At 40.5% G+C, this 21,259-nt stretch carries 19 protein-coding genes and 2 tRNA genes; 16 read left to right on the top strand and 5 right to left on the bottom strand.

Annotated features, from left to right (window positions below):
• Positions 1-7: 7 nt before the first annotated feature.
• Positions 8-1,114 carry a D-alanine--D-alanine ligase family protein gene (locus E4N74_RS06655; RefSeq protein WP_255817087.1) on the bottom strand — a complete coding sequence of 369 codons (1,107 nt, stop codon included), beginning with the start codon at positions 1,112-1,114 and terminating at the stop codon, positions 8-10.
• A gap of 210 nt (positions 1,115-1,324) precedes the next feature.
• Between E4N74_RS06655 and E4N74_RS06650 the strand changes: the two genes are divergently transcribed.
• From E4N74_RS06650 to E4N74_RS06620, 7 genes are all read left to right on the top strand, one after another.
• On the top strand, positions 1,325-2,422 hold the full coding sequence (locus E4N74_RS06650; RefSeq protein ID WP_084224553.1) for a M42 family metallopeptidase: 1,098 nt from the start codon (positions 1,325-1,327) through the stop codon (positions 2,420-2,422).
• 138 nt (positions 2,423-2,560) lie between these two features.
• Positions 2,561-3,634: a BMP family lipoprotein gene (locus E4N74_RS06645; RefSeq protein ID WP_044979589.1), complete on the top strand. Its 1,074-nt coding sequence runs from the start codon at positions 2,561-2,563 to the stop codon at positions 3,632-3,634.
• Between the two features lie 105 nt (positions 3,635-3,739).
• The gene (locus E4N74_RS06640; RefSeq protein WP_276535511.1) at positions 3,740-5,263 is read left to right on the top strand and encodes an ABC transporter ATP-binding protein; all 1,524 of its coding nucleotides are present in this window, start codon (positions 3,740-3,742) and stop codon (positions 5,261-5,263) included.
• Positions 5,256-6,353, top strand: a complete 1,098-nt coding sequence (locus E4N74_RS06635; RefSeq protein WP_255817086.1) for an ABC transporter permease — start codon at positions 5,256-5,258, stop codon at positions 6,351-6,353. The genes E4N74_RS06640 and E4N74_RS06635 overlap by 8 nt, the downstream gene beginning before the upstream one ends.
• Before the next feature lie 2 nt (positions 6,354-6,355).
• Positions 6,356-7,288: an ABC transporter permease gene (locus tag E4N74_RS06630; protein WP_044979586.1), complete on the top strand. Its 933-nt coding sequence runs from the start codon at positions 6,356-6,358 to the stop codon at positions 7,286-7,288.
• A gap of 24 nt (positions 7,289-7,312) precedes the next feature.
• Positions 7,313-8,455 carry a hypothetical protein gene (locus tag E4N74_RS06625; RefSeq protein ID WP_255817085.1) on the top strand — a complete coding sequence of 381 codons (1,143 nt, stop codon included), beginning with the start codon at positions 7,313-7,315 and terminating at the stop codon, positions 8,453-8,455.
• 14 nt (positions 8,456-8,469) lie between these two features.
• Entirely contained in the window at positions 8,470-8,796 is a 327-nt protein-coding gene (locus E4N74_RS06620) for a DsrE family protein (RefSeq protein ID WP_255817084.1), read from the top strand.
• 48 nt (positions 8,797-8,844) lie between these two features.
• Here E4N74_RS06620 and E4N74_RS06615 read toward each other — a convergent pair whose 3' ends face one another.
• Positions 8,845-9,402: a hypothetical protein gene (locus tag E4N74_RS06615; protein WP_044979584.1), complete on the bottom strand. Its 558-nt coding sequence runs from the start codon at positions 9,400-9,402 to the stop codon at positions 8,845-8,847.
• Positions 9,403-9,543: 141 nt separating this feature from the next.
• Between E4N74_RS06615 and E4N74_RS06610 the strand changes: the two genes are divergently transcribed.
• From E4N74_RS06610 to E4N74_RS06590, 5 genes are all read left to right on the top strand, one after another.
• Positions 9,544-9,615: transfer RNA gene (locus E4N74_RS06610), tRNA-His, on the top strand.
• Between the two features lie 33 nt (positions 9,616-9,648).
• A tRNA-Arg gene (locus tag E4N74_RS06605) sits at positions 9,649-9,722 on the top strand.
• 111 nt (positions 9,723-9,833) lie between these two features.
• Positions 9,834-10,454, top strand: a complete 621-nt coding sequence (gene rpsD / locus E4N74_RS06600) for a 30S ribosomal protein S4 (protein WP_044979583.1) — start codon at positions 9,834-9,836, stop codon at positions 10,452-10,454.
• 148 nt (positions 10,455-10,602) lie between these two features.
• On the top strand, positions 10,603-13,368 hold the full coding sequence (locus E4N74_RS06595) for a VCBS repeat-containing protein (protein ID WP_255817083.1): 2,766 nt from the start codon (positions 10,603-10,605) through the stop codon (positions 13,366-13,368).
• Positions 13,365-14,429: a hypothetical protein gene (locus E4N74_RS06590; protein WP_044979581.1), complete on the top strand. Its 1,065-nt coding sequence runs from the start codon at positions 13,365-13,367 to the stop codon at positions 14,427-14,429. The genes E4N74_RS06595 and E4N74_RS06590 overlap by 4 nt, the downstream gene beginning before the upstream one ends.
• 147 nt (positions 14,430-14,576) lie before the next feature.
• Here the strand turns inward: E4N74_RS06590 and E4N74_RS06585 are convergent, their stop codons facing one another.
• The 3 genes from E4N74_RS06585 to E4N74_RS06575 form a co-directional block, all read right to left on the bottom strand.
• A complete protein-coding gene (locus tag E4N74_RS06585; RefSeq protein ID WP_044979580.1) occupies positions 14,577-15,335 on the bottom strand; it encodes a hypothetical protein in 759 nt (252 codons plus the stop codon).
• Between the two features lie 452 nt (positions 15,336-15,787).
• Entirely contained in the window at positions 15,788-16,009 is a 222-nt protein-coding gene (locus E4N74_RS06580; RefSeq protein WP_255817082.1) for a HEPN domain-containing protein, read from the bottom strand.
• Positions 15,999-16,313 carry a nucleotidyltransferase family protein gene (locus E4N74_RS06575; RefSeq protein WP_002688821.1) on the bottom strand — a complete coding sequence of 105 codons (315 nt, stop codon included), beginning with the start codon at positions 16,311-16,313 and terminating at the stop codon, positions 15,999-16,001. The genes E4N74_RS06580 and E4N74_RS06575 overlap by 11 nt, the downstream gene beginning before the upstream one ends.
• Before the next feature lie 436 nt (positions 16,314-16,749).
• Here E4N74_RS06575 and E4N74_RS06570 point away from each other — a divergent pair, with 436 nt between their 5' ends.
• The 4 genes from E4N74_RS06570 to E4N74_RS06555 all read left to right on the top strand — a co-directional run bounded on the left by E4N74_RS06570 (position 16,750) and on the right by E4N74_RS06555 (position 21,199).
• The gene (locus E4N74_RS06570; RefSeq protein WP_255817081.1) at positions 16,750-20,151 is read left to right on the top strand and encodes an InlB B-repeat-containing protein; all 3,402 of its coding nucleotides are present in this window, start codon (positions 16,750-16,752) and stop codon (positions 20,149-20,151) included.
• 69 nt (positions 20,152-20,220) lie between these two features.
• On the top strand, positions 20,221-20,364 hold the full coding sequence (locus tag E4N74_RS06565) for a hypothetical protein (RefSeq protein ID WP_255817080.1): 144 nt from the start codon (positions 20,221-20,223) through the stop codon (positions 20,362-20,364).
• Positions 20,365-20,704: 340 nt separating this feature from the next.
• Positions 20,705-20,935, top strand: a complete 231-nt coding sequence (locus E4N74_RS06560) for a hypothetical protein (protein WP_002688827.1) — start codon at positions 20,705-20,707, stop codon at positions 20,933-20,935.
• A 6-nt stretch (positions 20,936-20,941) separates the two neighbouring features.
• A complete protein-coding gene (locus E4N74_RS06555; protein WP_255817079.1) occupies positions 20,942-21,199 on the top strand; it encodes a type II toxin-antitoxin system RelE family toxin in 258 nt (85 codons plus the stop codon).
• Positions 21,200-21,259 lie beyond the last annotated feature (60 nt).

The following is a 21,259-nucleotide window of genomic DNA, read 5'->3' as shown; positions in this document are numbered from 1 at the left end:
GTTTTAGTTAAGATTGGCGGCAGGTTTTGAGTTTTCTGTCTGCCTTAAATCTATCTATTGCAAGCTCTATTAGGTGCATGATCAGTTCACCGTATGGAAGTCCTGAAGCTCCGCACATTTTAGGAAACATTGAAATTGAGGTAAAACCCGGAATGGTGTTTACTTCATTTAAGTATATCTTACCGGTTTTTTTGTCGATAAAAAAATCAACGCGGGAAAGACCTGATAGATCTAATGCCTCATAGGCCTTAATTGCAGTTTCTCTAATTGTCTTTCTTTGGGTCTCATTTAAATCGGCCGGAATCTTTAATTCGGCGCCGTTCGGATCGGTGTATTTTGCTTCATAGTCATAAAATTTATGGGTCGGAATTATTTCTCCCGGAATGTAGGCTACTGTTTTGGTGTTTCCCGTAACCGAGCATTCTATCTCTCTGGCTTCAATACATGCTTCAATTAAAATTTTATTATCCCATAAAAAAGATTCTTCTGCCTGCTCTAAAAGTTCGGTTCTGTTTTTTACCATTCCGGCACCGACCGAGCTTCCTGCTCTGCACGGTTTTACAAAAAGGGGATATTCCAAGTCCTTTTCGGCCTTTGCTAAGATTGCTTTTTTCTTTTCAGGGTCATCCCAGTCCTGCCTTTTGATTGCTATATAGGGTACAATGGGAAGGCCCGAATAATCCCAAATCATCTTGGTTTTTTCCTTATCCATGGATATGCTTGTGGACATTACATCGCCCCCTACATAGGGGAGGTCGGCCATTTCAAAGAGACCTTGAATTGTGCCGTCTTCTCCGAATCTTCCGTGTAGAACGGCAAAGACCGCATCAGTCGGTAAAAAGTCGTCTCCTGCTTTTAAACCTTTTTTTGTGCCGCCTCCGGGAATGACTGTTACTCTCTTTGCCTCATCTTTTTTTATTTTTAAAACGGCCTTTTCGTTTTTTATAATTCGCTCTCTTTCTTCATCTCCATGTAAATACCATGCTCCGTTTTTAGAAATACCGATTAGGTGAAGTTTGTGTTTTTTATCTATTGTCCTTATAATCGATGATGCCGACTGTAGGGAAACCTCATGCTCGCTTGACTTTCCGCCGTAAATGATTGCTATATTCATATCTACCTCTATGAGAGTTTATCTTATCATTATTTTGTAAAAGTTTCAATGAGCTTGATTTTTTAACATGATGGAATAAAAATCTAATATTCACCAGGTGAATACCCGGTATTTACCTGATAATTTTTGAACTTCCTCTTCTTGACATATTGGCCCATCTATAATATTCTATAAGTCTTAATTAAAACATGCTTTAAAGGAGCTTTATCAATGGAAAAAAATAAGATTAACGAACTTAAAACCTCGATTTCGAATGCAGCCGAAAAGGTTATGGACGAGATTATCACTATCTGCAATATACCAAGTCCCACAGGCTACACCTGCGAGGCCGCCGATTATGTTATGAAAAGGCTGTCGGGGCTCGGCTTCAAGCCTTGGCTTACAAACAAGGGAGCCGTTGTCTGCGAACTTGATAAAAATGCCGAACCTAATAGCGGCAAAAAAGGAGATAAGGCTCTTTTGCTTTCAGCCCACATTGATACCCTAGGCCTTTTTGTTCGCCATATTAAATCTTCAGGCCGTCTGCGCACCAGCCTTGACGGGGGCTTCCCATACAATTATGTGGAACAGTCCAATGTAACTGTCATTACAAGAGAGGGGAAAAAATATGAAGGAACCATGCGGCTTACGGAACCTGCCGTTCACGCTTCGCGCGAAATAAACGAGCTAAAAAGAGATGATTCAAACATGGAGCTCGTGCTCGATGAGATTGTAAAGTCCCGTGAAGATGTCGAAAAGCTCGGCATCATGGCAGGCGATGTCGTCGCCATAGAATCCCTTGCCCGAAAGGCAGGGAACGGTTTTTTAAAAAGCCGCCACTTGGACGACAAGGCGAGCTGCGGGATGTTCATCTACCTTGCAGAGCAGGTTGCAAAGGGAGAATTAAAATTAAAACGTAAGACCTACATTATGTTTACCAATTATGAAGAAATAGGCCACGGAGCTTCTGCAGGACACCCCGAAGGTATAAGCGATATGCTTGCAGTCGATATGGGCGTTGTAGGAAGCGATCTTGATACCGATGAATATGCAGTTTCAATTTGTGCAAAGGATTCTTCCGGGCCCTACAACTATGAGTTTACAAGCGAGCTTATAAAAATAGCCAAGGAGATGGAATTAAACTTTGCAGTCGATGTTTATCCCTTTTACGGCTCGGATGCCTCAGCTGCCCTGAGTGCAGGCTATGATTACCGCCATGCTTTAATCGGCACCGGAGTTGCAGCCTCCCACGGCTATGAGAGAATCCACAAGCAAGGGCTTGAGAACACTCTTCTTTTATTAACAGGTTATATTTCGGACTGTAGATAAACTATTGAAAGGCTGTTTTAAAATTTGACATAAATTTAAAAACAGTGTATAATCAAAGTACTTTGTCGGTTAACAGTCTGTCAGTTAAGAAGCTTATTCTTAATTTTCAGACAGTTTAGCATACAAAAAGGAGTTTCTATGAAAAATATTTTTAAGATTTTTATCGGTTGTCTTCTAATTGCCGGTGTGCTGATTTCTTGCACCAAGGAAGAAGGCAAAAAGGCTTTGATGGTCGGTATGGTTACGGATGCCGGAACTATAGACGATAAATCCTTTAACCAAGGAACTTGGGAAGGTATTAAAAAAGCCGAAAAAGATCTTGGTGTAAAGGTTAAATATTTAAAACCTGTCGGAACAACCGAAGCCGACTACATCAAAGAAATCTCAAACCTCTACGATTCAGGATATAAATTTATTATTTGTCCCGGATTTAAATTTGAGACGGCTGTATTTAAGGCCCAGTCCAAGTACAAGGATGCCAAGTTCATCATAATCGACGGAAATGCTCATCCTGCCGATGCATATGATGCCCAAAACGGACCTAATACAATAGGTATCAGCTTTTTAGAAAATGAAGCCGGTTTCTTGGCAGGTGTTGCCGCTGCTTTACAGCAAAAGACCGGAAATTTCGGTTTTATCGGCGGTATGGAAATTCCTGCAGTACAAAAATTTAACTGGGGATGGCAGCAAGGTATTAAATATGCCAACGAAAACCTAGGTACTAAAATTGAAATCTACCCTGAAAACTTCATCTATCAGGGCAGCTTTTCAGATATTGCTGCAGGCCAGCAGCTTGCCGCTTCTATGTATGATAAGGGTGTTACAGTAATCCATGCTGCAGCAGGCGGTGTAGGCGTAGGTGTTATAAACGAAGCTAAAACCAGAACTCAGGCAGGAAAAAAAGTTTGGGTTGTAGGTGTAGATGTTGATCAATATGCAGAAGGAATAATAGGAGACGGCTCTTCTGTAATTCTTACATCTGCTATGAAATATCTTGATAAAGCTTCATACGACATGATTAAGGAAGAATTGAACGGAACTTTCACGGGCGGACGCTCATTATTGTTCTCTGTAAAAGAAAACGGTGTAGGAATTCCGTTGAAAAATCCAAACCTTTCTGATGATGTACAGCAAAAAGTAAATGAGATTTATCAAAAAATAAAGAACGGAGAGATTGTAGTAAGTGCAGTTCAAGGTGATTTATTTAAATAAGAGGGAACCTCTAAAAACTTCAGTTTTTTAGAAGATGCCCAAAAACTAAAGCCCATCTTTAAAATTAAAAAGATGGGCAGTTTCTTATTTTTTGAGGAGTTCAAATTGCCCCAGAGTGATTATGTGATTGAAATGAGAAATATCCGCAAGGAATTTCCCGGAATTGTTGCAAACGATGATATAAGCCTATGCGTTAAAAAGGGAGAGATACACGCAATTTTGGGAGAAAACGGAGCGGGAAAATCTACTCTGATGAGTATCCTTTTCGGCCTTTATCATGCCGATAAAGGAGAAATCTATGTAAAGGGAAACAAGGTAAAAATAAACAGCCCTAACGATGCAAACGATCTGGGGATAGGAATGGTGCATCAGCATTTTAAGCTCATCCATAATTTTACCGTAACTGAAAATATCATTTTGGGTAAAGAAGGCGGTTTTATCCTAAACAAAAAAGAAGCCGAAAAGCGCATAAAAGAATTAAGCGATAAATACGGTCTTTTTATTGAACCTGATGCTATTATAAGTAATATCACCGTAGGTATGCAGCAAAGGGTTGAAATATTAAAAATGCTTTATAGGAATGCCGACATTCTCATCTTTGATGAGCCCACGGCAGTTTTAACCCCTCAAGAAATAAGCGAACTTATGCAGATTATGCGTAACCTTGCCGCAGAAGGTAAGGCTATAATTCTTATTACCCATAAATTGCAGGAAATTTTGGATGTAGCCGACAAGTGTACGGTCATAAGACGGGGAAAACTCATAGATGTGGTTGATGTAGCTTCTACTACCAAAAATGAACTTGCCTCCAAAATGGTGGGTAGGCCTGTAGATTTTAAGGTTCCAAAAGGGCCTTCAAATCCGGGGGAACCTATTCTTGAAATTAAGGGCTTAAACGTATTAAAAGAAAAAAAATTGCCTGCCGTAAGAGACTTTTCCCTTGAGGTCAGGGCAGGGGAAATTGTAGGCATAGCCGGTGTAGACGGAAACGGTCAAAGCGAACTTGTTTATGCGCTTTCAGGGCTAATGCCGTCCGAGTCAGGCAGTATAATTTTGGCAGGAAAAGATATTACAAACCTTTCCGTAAGGGAGAGAGCTGAAAAGGGCTTAGGACATGTTCCCGAAGACAGACAAAAACACGGCCTTGTTTTACAATACTCCATAGCGGAAAATATGGTTATAAAATCCTATTACACAAAAAACTTCCAAAAGCACGGGTTTTTAAACAAGGAAAAAATCAAAAACTTTGCCCAAAAAATCAGCGAAGCCTTTGATGTCCGCTCAGGTTACGGTATAGAATCCAAGGCAGGAGATTTAAGCGGAGGTAACCAGCAGAAGGCGATTTTAGGAAGAGAAATTACCCTTGATCCCCATCTTTTAATAGCGGTAAACCCTACGAGAGGACTTGACGTCGGTGCCATAGAATCTATCCACAAGGAACTTGTAAAGCACAGAGATAACGGGAGAGCGGTTCTTTTAATTTCCTTTGAACTTGATGAAATATTTAATCTTTCAGACAGAATAGCCGTCATGCACAGGGGCTCTTTAAGCGGAATCGTACGCCCCGAACAAACCACCGCCGAAGAAGTAGGGCTTATGATGGCAGGTATGGGAGGAAAGAATGAGTAAGCTTAAAATACGATTTAAAGACTTTAATATAGCCGAAAACAATTTTATTATAAGTTTTTCCGCTGTTTTACTCGGCCTTATTGCAGGAGCCGTTTTTATAGCTGTTTTAGGAACAAATCCTTTTTCGGCTTTTTCCTACCTTTTCCGGGGCGGTCTAATGAATATAGAACGTATAGGAAACACCCTTGCAACGGCCACGATTCTCTTGTTTGTAGGGCTTTCGGTCAGCTTTGCTTTTAAAACAGGTCTTTTTAATATAGGGGCTTCAGGGCAGATGCTCATTGGAGGCCTTTGTGCTACCTTTATAGCCTTAAACAGTTCACTTCCTCGTCCCGTTTTATTGCTTGTTTTAATAATAGCCGCCATGATTGGAGGAGCTCTTTGGGCTGCTTTGCCGGGGCTTTTAAAAGCCGTATTCAATGTACATGAGGTTGTTTCTACCATAATGATGAACTGGATAGCCTATTGGATAGTTTATTATTCGGTTCAAGGTTATCTAAAGACCGAATTTATCGAAACCGAAAGCCGCTCCATTGCAGTAGAGCACACATTGAGGGCCGAGTGGCTGAGTAATCTCTTCGGAAGCGAGTATATAAATTACGGCATATTTTTAGGTGTTTTAGGGATTATTCTTGTAAAAATAATATTGGATAAAACGACTCTGGGTTTTGAATTAAAAGCTGCAGGATATAATAAAAGTGGGGCGGAATATGCAGGCATCAAAGTAAACAGAAATATTATCTTTTCGATGATGATTGCCGGAGCTCTTTCAGGTCTTGCCGGTTTAACCTATTATGCCGGTTATTCCCTTAACATGCAGATAGGTGTTTTACCCTCGCAAGGTTTTGACGGAATAGCTGTAGCTCTTTTAGGTGCCGGAAATTCCGTCGGTGTTGCTTTAAGTTCCATATTTTTCGGCGTTCTCCATGTAGGAAAGGGCTTTATGAGTGCCAACACAAATGTACCGCCCGAAATAGCCGATACTATCATTGCCGTTATTATATATTTTACGGCTACAAGTTTATTGCTAAAGAAATTTTGGTCTAAAATCCAAAAAAATAAGGAAAAAACCGTCAAGGAGGCGAATTAACTATGTGGTATACTTTAACTTCTATATTTCCCTATGTTATAGCATATACAATTCCGCTTTTAGTTACTTCTTTAGGCGGTCTTTATAGTGAAAGGAGCGGTGTAGTAAATTTAGGGCTTGAAGGCCTCATGCTTGTAGGCAGCTTTGCTGCAGCTATTACCATACATCTTTTAGAAGGCTTGATACCCTCAGGGCTTCTTATACCCATAGGCCTTTTAGCTGCCGTAATCATGGGAATCTTATCTTCTCTTTTACATGCATTTGCCTCAATTACATTAAAGGCTGATCAGATTATAAGCGGTACTGCTATAAATATGCTGGCTGCAGCCTTGACGGTCTATACTGCAAGAGCCATTCTAGGTTCGGGAAATGTCCGTGTAAACGGCATAATAAGAAAAGATATCCCGGGCTTGGCAAATATTCCTGTTTTAGGTCCTCTATTCTTTTCCCAAAGTTATTGGAGTACATGGCTTATTTTGGCTATTTTGGTTTTTTCTTGGTTTTTACTTTATAAGACCTCATTCGGCCTTAGACTCAGAGCCTGCGGAGAGCATCCTTCGGCCGTGGCCAGTGCCGGTGTAAATGTTCATAAGATGCGCTATTTTGCCGTATGTGCGAGCGGGGCTTTGGCCGGTTTGGGCGGGGCCGTTATTCTTGTAACCTATTCGGGTGAATTTAACGGGAGTGTTGACGGTCTGGGCTTTTTAGCCCTTGCAGCTTTAATCTTCGGTCAGTGGAAGCCCTTAGGCATCTTGGGCGCAACTTTCTTTTTCGGTTTTGCCCGTACTGTTGCAAATGTCTCTCAGGTTATCCCTTCCTTGAGTATTATTCCTCCGGTTTGGCTTAAAATTTTCCCTTATATGGTAACCTTGATAGCCCTTGTTCTTTTCAGTAAAAATTCGGCAGCCCCTAAGGCTGACGGTGAACCTTATTAAGTTTTTTTAATCAGGGAGGAGCCTATGAAAAAACGCTTTTTTCGGCAATTCGGCCTTATATTGAGTCTTTTTATAGCCCTTAACCTTTTTGGGCCAGCTTTCAATATTTTTGGGCCAGCCCTCAATCTTTTTTGGCCGGCCTTTACCCTTTTTGGGCCGGCCTTTACCCTTTTTGGGCCGGCCCTTAGTCTTTTTGGCCAAGAAAATACCGGAACTGCCTTCCCCGAAAATGCTCTTGATATTGAGGGAATCTGGGAGAACGGGGGGCGGTTTATAGAATTTTCACGAGACATTGAAAAAGATTCTCTTAATATGAGAGTTGTTTTAAAGCCTTATTACCGCTTTGTGTACGAAAAAATGGGGAATTTTTCTTCCTCTATAGAAGCTGTCGAAGATTCTAAAACTCAATTTTATTTAAGAATAAGCTACCCTTATGTTAAAAAAGCCGTTGTTTTTCCCGTATGTATAGAAAAAAACTATTTTTTTACTTCATTTTATAAAAAAATTCCTTATGAGATAAAAAAAGAAAGCTCGGATAATCTTTTAGAATCAAAAGATGAAAATTCTGCAAATTTCCTCGCCGGCACAAGGAACCTCTTGGACGGTTTTTGGATAGAGCAGGGCAGTCCTGACGGTATCCTTCTTTATCCTAATGAAGCTCCCGCTTCAATAGATGCTTACTTTTTTAGCGGAGACGATTATATCAGATTCCGGTACTGGCTGGATGACCTTGAGTATAATGATAAAAAGGTGATTGTGCAGATGAATGACGGAATTAGCTGTGAATTTCCCCGTCTTTTAAAAAGAGGCAGCCTTGTTTATTCATGCGTTACTAATACAGGCAGTATTTTACGCAATTATGAAAAGGGAAAATACACAACTTTTTCGAATGCAAGTGCTGAAAATACCCAAGGCCTATCTTTAAGTTTTATGCCTAGCGGAGCAGGCCCCGGAACTCATGCTTCTCCCGATACCTATCCTAAGGCACAATTTTCTGTTTTAGAAAATTTACCTCTTTATATAATGGATGACGGAAATGTCTTTGCCATGGGCTCTCCATTTTTGATTAGATCCGATATTAAAGACCTGGATGCCGAGATCGAAAAGCAGAATGCAAAGCGGAGAGCCCCGCCTGAGCCGTCTATACCACCGGCTGAAGATTTATAAACAAGGAAGGAATTATGCATTGTAAGGTTTTGTTTAGGATTGAAAAGTTTAAGTTAATAGACAAGTTAAAGCACAAGATAACTAATTATAAAAGATATTGTGAAGAAATGGGCGACACTGCCGAAATTGAAGTTGTTTTTGCCGGTGATGTTGTAAAATATTTTGAAAATTTTGAAAACGATTTTACGGATTCAGGGCTTGATATTGCTTTGTGTCATAACGCCCTGATGGGGCAAAATATGCCCGATATAAATTACAAAAATATAAGAACCGTCAGGGCCGGAATAGGCGAAATTATAAGCCGAAAAGCTGAAGGCTTTATCGAATACACAATAGAATAAAAAGGTACCTAAGATGTCCTTAATCATAGGTACCTCTTGAAATGTTGATTATTCTTTAGGCCAAGTCAGCACTTTTTCGCAAAGGGCAGCAAAGTCCTTTGCTACTTTTTTTGCATCGCTTACAGGGATAACCGCTTCCTGATTTAATGTTTTTTCAAAGAAAAGTTCGATCGATTTAAATGTGTCGGGAAGAGGATAAAAAAGGAATGCAAAGTTAATTCCTACAGGTTTTACTACCGTAAAAGCCGAAATAGCGTCCTGAGGTTTTTTACTGTAGATAATGGTAGACTGATTCTTTGCAGTATAAATATTGGATTCCTTAAATCTCAATGGTACTTGAAAGTTCTTATCTCTAAATACCGGTTCCGTTGCCTTGTGAGGGAAGTTTGCGGGCTCTACCAAGAGGAAAAGTTTTTTTCCGTTTGTTTGGAATGTTAAGCCGTCGCCGGTCATATAAATGTCTTTTACTGTTGAATATGAAATTACCTCATAAACACTGTAGGCCGAATCTTCCTTAAAAAAAGATGAAACGATGTATCCTTGATCCATTGGAAGTTTGTTTTGAGCGTAGGCTTCAAAAAGATCAATTGCTTTTAAATTTGACATAAAAATCTCCTTTTGATTTATTAAGTAGAATTATACACTATTTTTTTTAAGTCTTCAAGGCTCAAAATTGAACTTTGTCTAATTTTGTAAAAAAAGACCTTGACATTTTTTCAGTTTTTTAGCATAATGAGCTCTCAATTGGTGGGTATAGTTCAGGGGTAGAGCGCCAGATTGTGGTTCTGGTTGTCGTGGGTTCAAATCCCACTACCCACCCTAATGCGGGGCTTACAAGGCTCCGTTTATTTTGCGCCTGTAGCTCAGCTGGATAGAGCATCGGACTTCGAATCCGCAGGTCGCACGTTCGAATCGTGTCGGGCGCATAGATTTGCCGCCTATTTTACTGTTTTATTTCCATAATTTTTAATTACTTGACAAAACAGTCTGATTTTGATAGGCTTAAAAATCTATTTTATTCTTATAAGAGGTGACGAATGGCGACTAGACAGCCTAAAGGAAAAACAGTTAGACGGCTCGGCGTTAATATTTACGGTAACCCAAAATATGACAAACTTTTGGATCGTAAGCCGAACAGTCCCGGAAAAGAACGCGGCGCAAGAAAACGGGGCAAGACTTCTGTTTATGGAGAACAATTAAAGGAAAAACAAAAATTCAGATTTGCTTATGGAATTTCGGAACGTCAGTTTACGAATTTATATAAAAAAGCAAGCCGAATGCCCGGTGTTACCGGTGATAATATGATTTCCTTGATGGAACAGCGTTTGGATAATACGATTTATCGAATGGGCTTTGCTATCAGCCGTGCACAGGCCAGACAAATGGTCACGCATGCTTATTTTTTTATTAACGGAAAGCCCGTAAACATTCCCTCGATGTGCGTAAGCGTAAACGATGTTATCACAACAAAAAATAAAAAAGGTATTCAAAACCTTATCCGTCATAATATGAGCACTTCTCAAAATGCGAGAGGCTCTTGGCTCACGATTGATGATGAAAAACTTTCTGCTACGGTAAATATTTTGCCCGTTCCTACAGATATTCAGCCCGTAGGAAATATACAGAACGTCGTTGAATACTACTCAAGAAAAGCTTAAGTTTTAAACTTAAGTTTTAGGTTCTTGTATAAACGGCTCATCCTGAGAATGAGCCGTTTTTTATTATTCTCATGCTTGATTTTTTGCTCCTTTAGTTCTATAATATCAAATATAAAATGTTGAACACAATTAAATTTGGAGAATTTAGATGAGCGATAATCCGGAAACAATATTAGATCAAAAAGAAGATGAAACCGCCTCTTTAGAAAGCGATAATCAAACTGTAGCGGAAGAAAATAAAACACCCGAAAAAAAAGAAGTAAAAGTCAAAAAAAAGCACGGCATTTTTTTTAAAATCGGAATGACTCTTTTAGTTATTTTACTTGTATTGGTTTTACCCGTTGCAGGTTTTCTTATTTATTCCGCAATTGACGGCATAAATCCGATAGAGTACATACCTGAAGGACATTATGCCTATGTAAACATAGATTCTGCAGGAGAGCTTCTACAAAAAACTCTTTCAATGCGGACAGTCGATTCCGTTTTAAACTCACCTGAAACAGCTCAGCTTCAAGGTGCCTTACGTTCCCTTAGAGCTTCTCCTCTCTTATCTTCATGGTGGTTCGGCTCTGCATCAAACATCAGCTTAGACATAGCCGCCTATCCTGAAAATAATTTTTTAATTTTTGCTAAACTGGGCTTCCGATCTGCCGTAACGCGGCTTTCTCCCATTATCTTAAAATTTTACCCTGATTTGTTGTCTGATTTAAAAGAGCTTAAGCCGATTGAAGAAAACGGCATAAGTTTTTGGCAGTATGATTTGGGCGGAGGTCAAGCTGTATATTTTTTAAATTACAAAGATTCCGTAATTGCCTCTACATCAAAGAATTTATTTTTTTCGGCCCTATCTAAAAAGAATGAAGATGAACACATTAAAACCTTGCGTAAATTTATCAAAGAAAAGAAGGGCGGCTCTTTAAGCATATTAAGCGATGTAAATTATTTTACCAAAGACACGCCTAAAGACGATTCGATAAGCAATAATGTTGTGCGTACCCTTAAATTTCCTGAAGACGCTAAAATAAATCTTAGCTTGGATTATAAAGATATAAGTCTTTCGGGGCTTTGTAAGTGGGAAACCGAATCCGAGGGCTTAAATACGATTCTTCAAAGGCAGGCCTTTATTCCGGGTATATTGAACAGGCTTCCAAAATCAACCGACTATATAAGTTTGATAAATATGGGTGATCCTCAATTTTTATTCCAAAACGGAAATGATGTTTTAGGTTCATCTATATTGAAAGCCTACGAGTCGGCAAATAAGGCTTCTAAATTTATTTTTAATAAGGGCATTGAGGACTTGCTCTTTTCGTGGATGGGAGAAGAGATAGGTGTTTTTGAAGTAAAGCAATCCGATGTTCCTATCTTTTTTGTTTCTTTAAAAGATGAAAAACTATGCAGGCAAGCCTTTGAATTGATCTATACCTCATTTTTTATAAATAGAAATATTTCTGCCCTTGTCGACGGCATAAGGATACCGCGTATAGAATTTCCCGATATTTTAATGGGACTTTTACGGGCCTTTAAGGTTGAGCTCCCCACTCCTTTTTATGTTATTGAAGGAGGGTACCTTTATCTTTCGCAGAGTGCGGAAGCCCTTGCTTCTACATTAAATGATGTAAAAAGAGGAGACTTACTTGTAAAAACCGAAAACTGGAAAAACATAACAAGGTCTATTTCTCCCGAAACATCCGTTTTTGTTTATTATAATTTGGAAAATCAAGTTCCTTCATTTTTAAGAACAAATCAGGTTTTACAATCCGTCTTAAAAGGTTTCGGGCGGGGGCTAATTTCAATACGGTTTGAAAAAGAAAAAACCGTTAAATTTGAAGTTTATGCCCAAAAAACCGAAGCCCATGCTTTGGGAGAACTTTCCGCCTTTCCATTCGAATTTAATTCAAAGTTGAACTCGTACCTCTATTGCGGAAAGGGAACAAACAATGTGCCCTTTGCTTATTGGGTAAGCGGATCTAATCTATATGCTCTAAATTTAGCGGATAAGCAATTAAAGTCGATTAAACTTGATGATAAGGCTTATTTAAATCTTGATATTAAAAAGGGTGTTGTAAATTCCGTTTGGGCCATATCTGCCCGCGGAAGCGTCTATAAAACCGATTATAATCTGAACGCCGCCTCAGGTTTTCCGATTTTAACCGGAGAAAAATTAAGCTCTTCTCCGGCGATTATACAGGACAAGATAGTTATTCCGATTGCCAATAAACCCGTTCTTTTATATGTAGACAGCTCGGCTACCTTTTATTATTCGGACGAAATGAATACGCGCTTGCGGAATTCTCCTTTAGTATATGGAGATTTTATTACGGCTATTCCCCGTTCCTTTGACAGCTTTATGTATATTTTTGATGATAAGGGAAAAATCGTTTCCGGTTATCCCAAAGAGCTTGACGGTATCTCGGCCGTTCAGCCTATTTTATATAAAAATAATACATACGAAGCCGTGTTGACGGAAAAGGGTTTGTTTTCTCTTCAGCCTGCACTTATACGGGGAAAAGAGGATGCGGTTTATTCCATAGACCTTAATAGCTCCTGTAAAACTCAACCCGTTTATTCCGAAAACTTAAAAATGTTTTTTTTGATTACGGATAACGGCTTTTTATATAAGATAGATACCGAGTGCAACATAATAGACAAAATTCCTTTAAAGCAAAAAAATGCGTCCGATTACCTTATTACCCTAATTGATCTTGATGCGGACGGCTATGATGATGTGCTTGTTTCGGGAGGAGGAAACTCCATATATGCTTATAATGCCAACCTTTCTCCATTAAACGGTTTTCCGGTTGCAGGAACGGGAATCCCTTATCTAATCGATGTGGACGGAAACGGAAAACCCGAATTAATAACTTGCGGAATAGATAACCGCATTCATTCTTATACGGGAGTTTCAAAATGAAAAATAAATTTTTGCTTTTGCTGCTTTGTGTTTTGATGGTTTTTGTATCTTGTTCTACAATGCAAAAAGATTCTATTTATTCTACTACATTATCTCAAGATAATATTCAGAATGTAGAAAATATTGAAATTGACATAGTCAGGCAGTACAGGGAAAACAATCAGGAAAAGATTGAACAGATAAAAAAGGATTTAAATGCTCTTTTAGCTTCTCCTTCATCTGATAGATCCTATCTTGCCTTGGTATATGCCCTCTATGCCGATTACTTTTTACTGAACAGGGACAAGGTTTCTGCAAAAAAAATACTTAAAACTGCCGAAAGCTATAATCCTCATGAAGAATATGTGCATCTGATTAAAGCGAGGTTACTCGACAGGCTTGAAGACCAAAGAGATTATTTGATTTCGATGATTAAACTAGACCCGCGTGCCTACAGGCTGCAATCGGAGCTGGGCTTTGTCTATTACCGTTTGGAAGATTATACTGGAGCTTTGGTTGCCTTTGATGCTTCCTTGGATTTTTTAAACGAAGAATACAGCCTTCTTTACGGTGAAAAGAGGGAGTATTGCAAAAAGTTTTATAAGGTTGATTCCGATCTAAAAAAGTCCACTGCTCAGATTTTAACCCAAAATAGGATAAGCTTAATAGATATGACGACCCTTACTCAGGATAATACCCATGCCCTCGATTCAATTACGGGAACTGCCTTTTGGCGGCCTGCAATGCTTGCAGACAGGTTAAAGGCCGCGGGCTGGTATGCCGATTCGGCCAATCTTTCAAAGGGACAGGCAACAAGAAAGGATGCCGCTCTTTTTTTGTGGCACCTCCTTATATGGAATGACAATGAGGCACTCACTCAATACAGCCGCCAATATGTCTATAGCGGAAAACCAAGCCCGATACAGGATGTAGCCATAGACGGGGTTTACTTTGATTCAATCATAGGCACTGTAGAAGAGGATGTGATTCCCCTAATCGACGGCCGCCTCTTTGCTCCGGATGGAGAGGTTTCAGGGCTTGACTTTTATGAATGGCTGAAAAAAGCCGACGGTTTAAGATAAAATAAAGAAACGTTAAATGCGAACGCCAAGTGCCGGTTCGGGAGGCCTGACTTACTCCGGTTTGAGCTGCAATATAAAAAGAATTGCGCCTTTATAGGCACCCTTACGGGTGCCTATAAAGGCGTCCATAAGGAATTAAGGTATCCTCTATTCGATTTTATATTGCAGCAGCAAAATCCTCAAATCTTCTTTGTTTGTTACACCGAAAAGACGGCATGCCGCCGCCATATCTTTTTTTACAACCGAGGTGCTTACGTGATATTCTTCAGCGAGCTCTTCGTATGTTTTCCCGCCGGTAACCGTGCCTTGAATAAAAAACTTTTGCCTCTCCGAAATGCCGTGGTCCGACAAATGCAAGGCCGAACCTTTAGCAGGAAGCGGAATTTCAGGAGTAACAACTTCTGCAACAGGCAAAAGAAAGGAGAGCTTTGATTCCAGTTTTTTATAAAGACAGAGCAGAAGTCCGAAGTGAAAAAGAGTAAGCGCAATTTCGAATACCGCCATTTTTATATTAAACGAAAAATAAAGGCCTGCCGTAATGAGTACCCAGTACAAACAGAGTGCCGCAATCTTTTCTTTATAGCGGGTTTTAAAATCTCCGTTTACAAAAACCATAATGCAGCCTGAGGTAAAAAGGAGGGTGCCGATACCTACAAAACCCATCTGAGCGGTAATCCCGCCTTCAATAAAAAATAACAGATACGAAATCATTTTGCAATCCGGTTTTATAAACAAAAAGACACACAAACCGGCGGCAACCGCATTAACGGCAACATCAATCCACCGTACAACCGGAATAAACCCAGCAAGCGGAACTTGAGCTGTAATATTCAGCAGAATTGCAACACACAACACAAAAAAAGCGGATGCATACATAATACGGCTAACGGTAAAAAATTCTTTCATAACGAAAAGAGTATAAAAAAAGACGGTATAAAATACAAGTAGCCAATCAATAGGTAATTTGTAATGGGCAATTTGTAATTAAATTATCAATTACTCATTAACTTTACGGTCAGTGGAAAAGTCACACAGCCTGTGCTTATGCTTACGTACATCCCGATATTAGCGTATTGCACTGCAATTTTAAAATCCCCTGCCGGAACCGATGGATCCAAAAAAATGATGAGGAGAGAAATGTACAATGATGTACATTCATAAGCGGGTATACGAGTTTTAACTTCTGCAGGTTTTAATTTGCCCTTTGCACCAGTCTACAACAATATCCATATCGGAGAGAGCTTTTCGGGTAATATCTTCGTCAATATCGGGATATTGCGGATAGCGGAAAGTCGCGGCAAATGGGGTCAAATCATCGCTTGCATTTTTAACGGAAAGAGGAACTGAAAAAAAAGGTTCTAGTTTTTAAGGAGAATAATTAAGTCATGTATTTTAATAACTTCAATTTCCTTTAGAATAAACAATGCTTTAATAGCTTTTTCGGCAGCCTGCTGACAGTGAAAACAAATTATTTCCAATGGTTTGGGGTGCATTATTTTAAAAAGATGACGGGCGGTGCTCATATCCATTTCAACAAACCGGAGCCATTCATTTACATCATGTTCAAGGTCATTTTTCATATACTAATATTCCTTCAGTTGAAACCGTTTTTTCCAGTGTGGGTCTTTTTATGCGCTCATCAAAGTTTAATACATCGTTTACAATTACATCGCAAGGGGTTGTTCTGCAGTTACGAATAGCCCGATATGCTTTTTGAGAAAGTAAAATCGGATTACCGCTTTTTTCGTCTACAACCACATAAAAATCGTAGTCGCTCGTTTCGGTTTCTTCGTTGCGTGCATAGGAGCCGAAAAGATAAATGCGTGCGGGGTCGAGAGCTTCTTTTATTTTTTCCGTTATTTGTTTGATTTCTTCCGTTATCATCAGTTATATTATACACAAAAAATAGGACATTTGCAACGGAGAAAAACACAACAATGCCGTAAATTTCAAGTTGTTCCATTCTCGCGATGTTTTGCCGCAAGGCAAAACTCGAAGCTCGATTAAAAAATATACCTCCTGTATATTTTTTAATCACGAGTTTTAGGCTTTTTGCCTAAAACATCGTATGCTTAAACCACCCGCCATCCATGGCGGGAAAAACACAGATGTCCGATTATAAGCCGGACAGGATGTCCGGTGGTTTCACGCCTTACGAGTTTTTTGCGTAAGCAAAAACACTCGAAGCTGAAAAATGTACACGGATGTACATTTTTCAGCGAGTAACCAAAGTTCTTTTTCGGTAACCTTGGTTCTTTTTAGCAATATGAGCCTGTTTTTAATAGATAAAATATTAAAACCGTAGTATTATACCATTGTGATGAAAAGACTTTTAAAAATTTTAACGGCGGCAGTTGCCGTAATTTTACTTTTTACAGCTTGTCAACAATTTCTGGAAGATCCGGAAGATTTTTTAAGCTATTGGGCGAGCGAGACCTTTGTCAAAAACCATAGCATAGGTTCGGCACATAGGCCGGACGGAGCAGGTGTGCCGTGTGTCGGCTCTTCGGCGCCCGTAGATATTACGCTCTCAGTGCATAACCCGAAAGGCTTTTCGTTTGTTATGCCTGCTTCTTCGGCATCGGCGGGCATTGTCGAATTTAAAGAACTTTCTTCTCAGCCTGAGGCAGGAACGGATTATGAGCTGCAACAAACCGGTTCCGGCACGCTGAAGCTTAAATATAACCCGTCCCTTTTACAAAAATACGAACAAGGTTCAGGCAGTTTAAACCCGACTATCACCCTTAAAGCTAAAGACGGCAGGGTATTTAAGCAAACCTACACCTTCGGCATAAAATCGAACACCCCGCCGCCTAAACCCGAAATCATAATTGCAAAGACAAAAATAACGGCAACGGAACCAAAGTCTTATTACGTGCTCTGCCTTAAATTCGATTCCTATGAAATGACAAAGATGGCAGCGATGAACTCCGGCACGGTACCGATACACAAGGATATTGAAAAGATCACAATAAACGATTCCTCTTACACTCTTTTATACAATGGCAACTCAGACTTTCAAAGACCTGCCGGAGACTCGTTTATCGGGTCTGGAGAGGTAGAAAAATTAGACTCATCCTCCCCTGACGTACCATTAGCATCAGAAAAGTGGGTATTGTATTTTAAAACCGAGGTACAGGTAGAAAGCGCCAACTCGCAAACATCCTACACCATAACCTTGCGCGACGAAGGAGGCGTTGTTTCGGACAGCGTTCTTGCAGAGTTAAAAAAGAAATTTAAAGTTGAATTTGATGTACAAGGCGGAACGCCCGCGCCCGGTACTCAATATATACTAAACGGCGATAAGGTAACAAAGCCGTCACCGGATCCTGAAAGACTGGGTCATATCTTTGGCGGCTGGTATACTGACACCTTGTATTCAACCCTATGGGACTTTGACACGGATACCGTAACCGGCGATATAACGCTCTATGCAAAGTGGACGGAGGCGAAGTACACCGTAACCTTCAGCGTAGCAGGCGGAGAGGGAGAACTGAAGGGGACTTGCAACGGTCAGAGCCAAACAGTCCAGAACGGCAGCGATGAAGTATCGCTTACTAACGTTCCGCATGGGGCGCAGGTAAAGTTTACCGCAACGCCCACAGATCCAAACCAATACAAGGTTGGAAACTGGACTTGTACACCTTCGACAGACTTTACAGGAACAAGCGGAAGCCAGACTGCCGCGCTTACCGTAAAGGCAGATACAACTGTAACGGTTCAATTTGTACAGCTTAATGCCCTAACCATTAGAGAGCTTAAAATACACGGAAAAGACGCTAAAAGCGGTTCCGTTACCCTGCCTTATACCGTAACTCAAGTGACTCAAAGCGATATAACACTTGAGTTTAGCGGACATTCGGGTATTCCGTTTACCGTAACTCCTACATTGCCGCTTAACTTAACGGAGGGAACGAGTCAAAACATTACCATAAATGTTGCGGCAAGTCCGGGCGATTACCCTGCGTGGTCAAAAACGGTAAGTATAACCCGATCAAAAAACAACGTTGCAAACTTAAAGAGCTTTAATCTTAACGGAGAAACTAAAACCGCTCCTTTTGATAGTGAATACACAGTCGCTTCCGATACGGCAGAAGTAAAGGATTTTACCTTTGATACTGCCAGCACAGGAGCAACGGCAAGCGTAAGTCCTCAAGGAAGCGTAAGTATACCCGTAGGTACGGGAAGGAGTTTTACAATCACGGTAAAAGCTCAAGACGGTACACAAAACACCGTAACATTTACCGTAAAACGCCAAAAATATAACATATCTTACAGGGTAGACGGCGGACACGGAAAGATAAAAGCCGATTCAGGTTCTGAGGTAGTAAACGGCAGCAAACAAGTCGAATACGGCGAAAACATATCCTTTACCGCAACACCTGACAATGGCTGGGAAGTAGACAGCTGGACGGGCGCTACGGCAAATACGCCTAATACAACTGCAACACTTTTCAACGTAACCGGCGATAAAACCGTAACGGTCAAGTTTAAACCGGGTACATTCAATCTTACGGGCGGCGGTTCCGATGCGTGGAAAAAACTCAAAGAAGAAGCGGCAAAGACGGAAGGCTCTCACACCATCGTTATCAACGGAGAAATAACAGCGACCGGCGGAGACAATGCGGGCGAAATTAAGCTCGGCAGGACACTTACCATAAAGGGCAGCTTTTCCGCCGTTTTGAACGCAAACGGCAAGTCGCGCGTCTTCAATGTGAAAAACGATAAAACTCTTATCCTTGAAGACATAACGATTAAAAACGGAAAAGCGCAGGGAGGGGAGCCGGGAGGCGGTGCTGTCGTATGGGGAGGAAGTACGCTCATTATGAAAGGCTCAAGCACTATCACTAACTGCGAGGCAGATAATGGCGGCGGCGTATACATCGATAATGGCGGTACGCTCATTATGAAAGACTCAAGTACTATCACTAACTGCGAGGCAGATGATGGCGGCGGCGTGTACGTAAACGGCACATTCAAGATGGAAGGCGGTGCAATCGTTACCCCTTCTACCGGCGGCGATGAAAACGCAAAGGGTAAAAACGATGTCGATTTGGAAAACGGTAAAACCGTTACCGTAACCGGTGCATTGAGCCACCGCCCCGCCGCGCGGATAACGCCTTACAGCTATACCGACGGCAGAGTCCTTGCAACGGGCGATGCCGAAAAAGCAAACTTTAAAGTAACGCCTAAAAACGGCAACGAATACTGGCGGTATAACAAGAAAGACGGCGTTATAAAGTTTGTACCGGCAACACTGACGGTTACCTTTGTGGAACTAAAATGCGTAGAAGAAAAAGATATCGGACCCACGGCCGAATATTACTGGACGATGGAAGTTAACGGGGTTATGGTAGATAATCAATTTGATGAGAACAACACATGTGACCTCAAAAACGGACAGTCATATACCATCAATAAAAGCTTTACCGAGTCATTCAGTTTCTTCCCTGAAGATAAAAAGATACCGGTAAATATCGAAATTTACGAAGAAGACAACGGTCCTGATGATCATATCGGTACGACCAAGGCAAAGCTGTCGTATCAGTACAATAATGATGCATGGCACTGGGGGTATGTAGCTAATGGTCATGAGAACGGAAACCAAGGACTAAATGGTTATAAATTGATAACTGAAGGCGATGAAGTGGAATTTACGGAACAATACCGGCACGACGACGGCGACACCGATGTTACGATTAGAATAAGCTGGAAAGAGTAATGCAATGGGGAATTTGGTTTAATGTATAATTAATAAAGTGTAATTAATAATTGTTAATGGAGAATTGATGTGAAGAAAAATTATGTAAAAACAGCACTCTGTGTGCCGGTGTTTTTGTGGATTATGGGAGCTTCCGTTCTTTTTGCCCAAGAGGTAAAAGCGGTTAAATTAAAAAAAACGCTAAGGCCGCAAAGTTCGCAAAGAGGAAAGTAAACAATACTTCAAACAAAGCTCCCCTTAAATTCCTTTGCGCTCTTAGTGCCCCTTGCGGTTAAATTAAAAGAAACCGCAAAGGCCGCAAGGAACGCCAAGGTAAAATTAAAGAATGTGTTATCAAATTACCATCAAAATTCTTTGCGCTCTTAGCGTCCCCTGCGGTTAAATTAAAAGAAACCGCAAAGGCCGTAAGGAACGCCAAGGTAAAATTAAAGAATGTGTTATCAAATTACCATCAAAATTCTTTGCGCTCTTAGCGTCCCCTGCGGTTAAATTAAAAAAAACGCTCTTTTAAAACTACTGAAGATATGGTATAATAGAGTTAAGGAGGCTTGTTATGTATACAATGACTATGACAAATAAAGTGTATCAAGCATTGGAACGGGCGGCAAAAATTACCGGAGCGGCTAAAGATACCGTCTTGGAAAATGCCCTAAGCCGCTATCTTGCCGAATTGCAGGAAGATGCCGAAGATGCTCTGCTTGCCGAAAAAGCATGGAATGACTTTGAAAAAAGTGGGGAAGCTGCAATACCTGCCGACGTTCTGTATAAAGAACTTGGACTATAACTTAAAATGAAAGTAGAATATGCTCCGGCAGCGAGCAAACAATTTTCACGGCTTAATAAGCCGATACAAAGCCGAATCAAAAAATATATGAGTGAAATTGCCTTACTTGATAATCCTCGTTCCCGCGGTAAAGCACTTACTTCAAATCTTTCAGGTCTATGGCGATACCGCGTCGGAAACTACCGCATTTTGTGCCGCATCCGTGACGATAAGCTGATTATTACCGTCATCGAAATTGCTCATCGCTCAACGGTATACCGATGACCGACCTCAGTAAAGAAGAAGTGGAAGCGATTAATTAATTGGTAATGGATAATGGGTAAT

It is taken from the genome of Treponema putidum (assembly GCF_024401155.1).
Taxonomy (GTDB): domain Bacteria; phylum Spirochaetota; class Spirochaetia; order Treponematales; family Treponemataceae; genus Treponema_B; species Treponema_B putidum.
The sequence above is the reverse complement of the archived record's forward strand: the minus strand, read 5'-3'. Positions and strand labels throughout refer to the sequence as shown.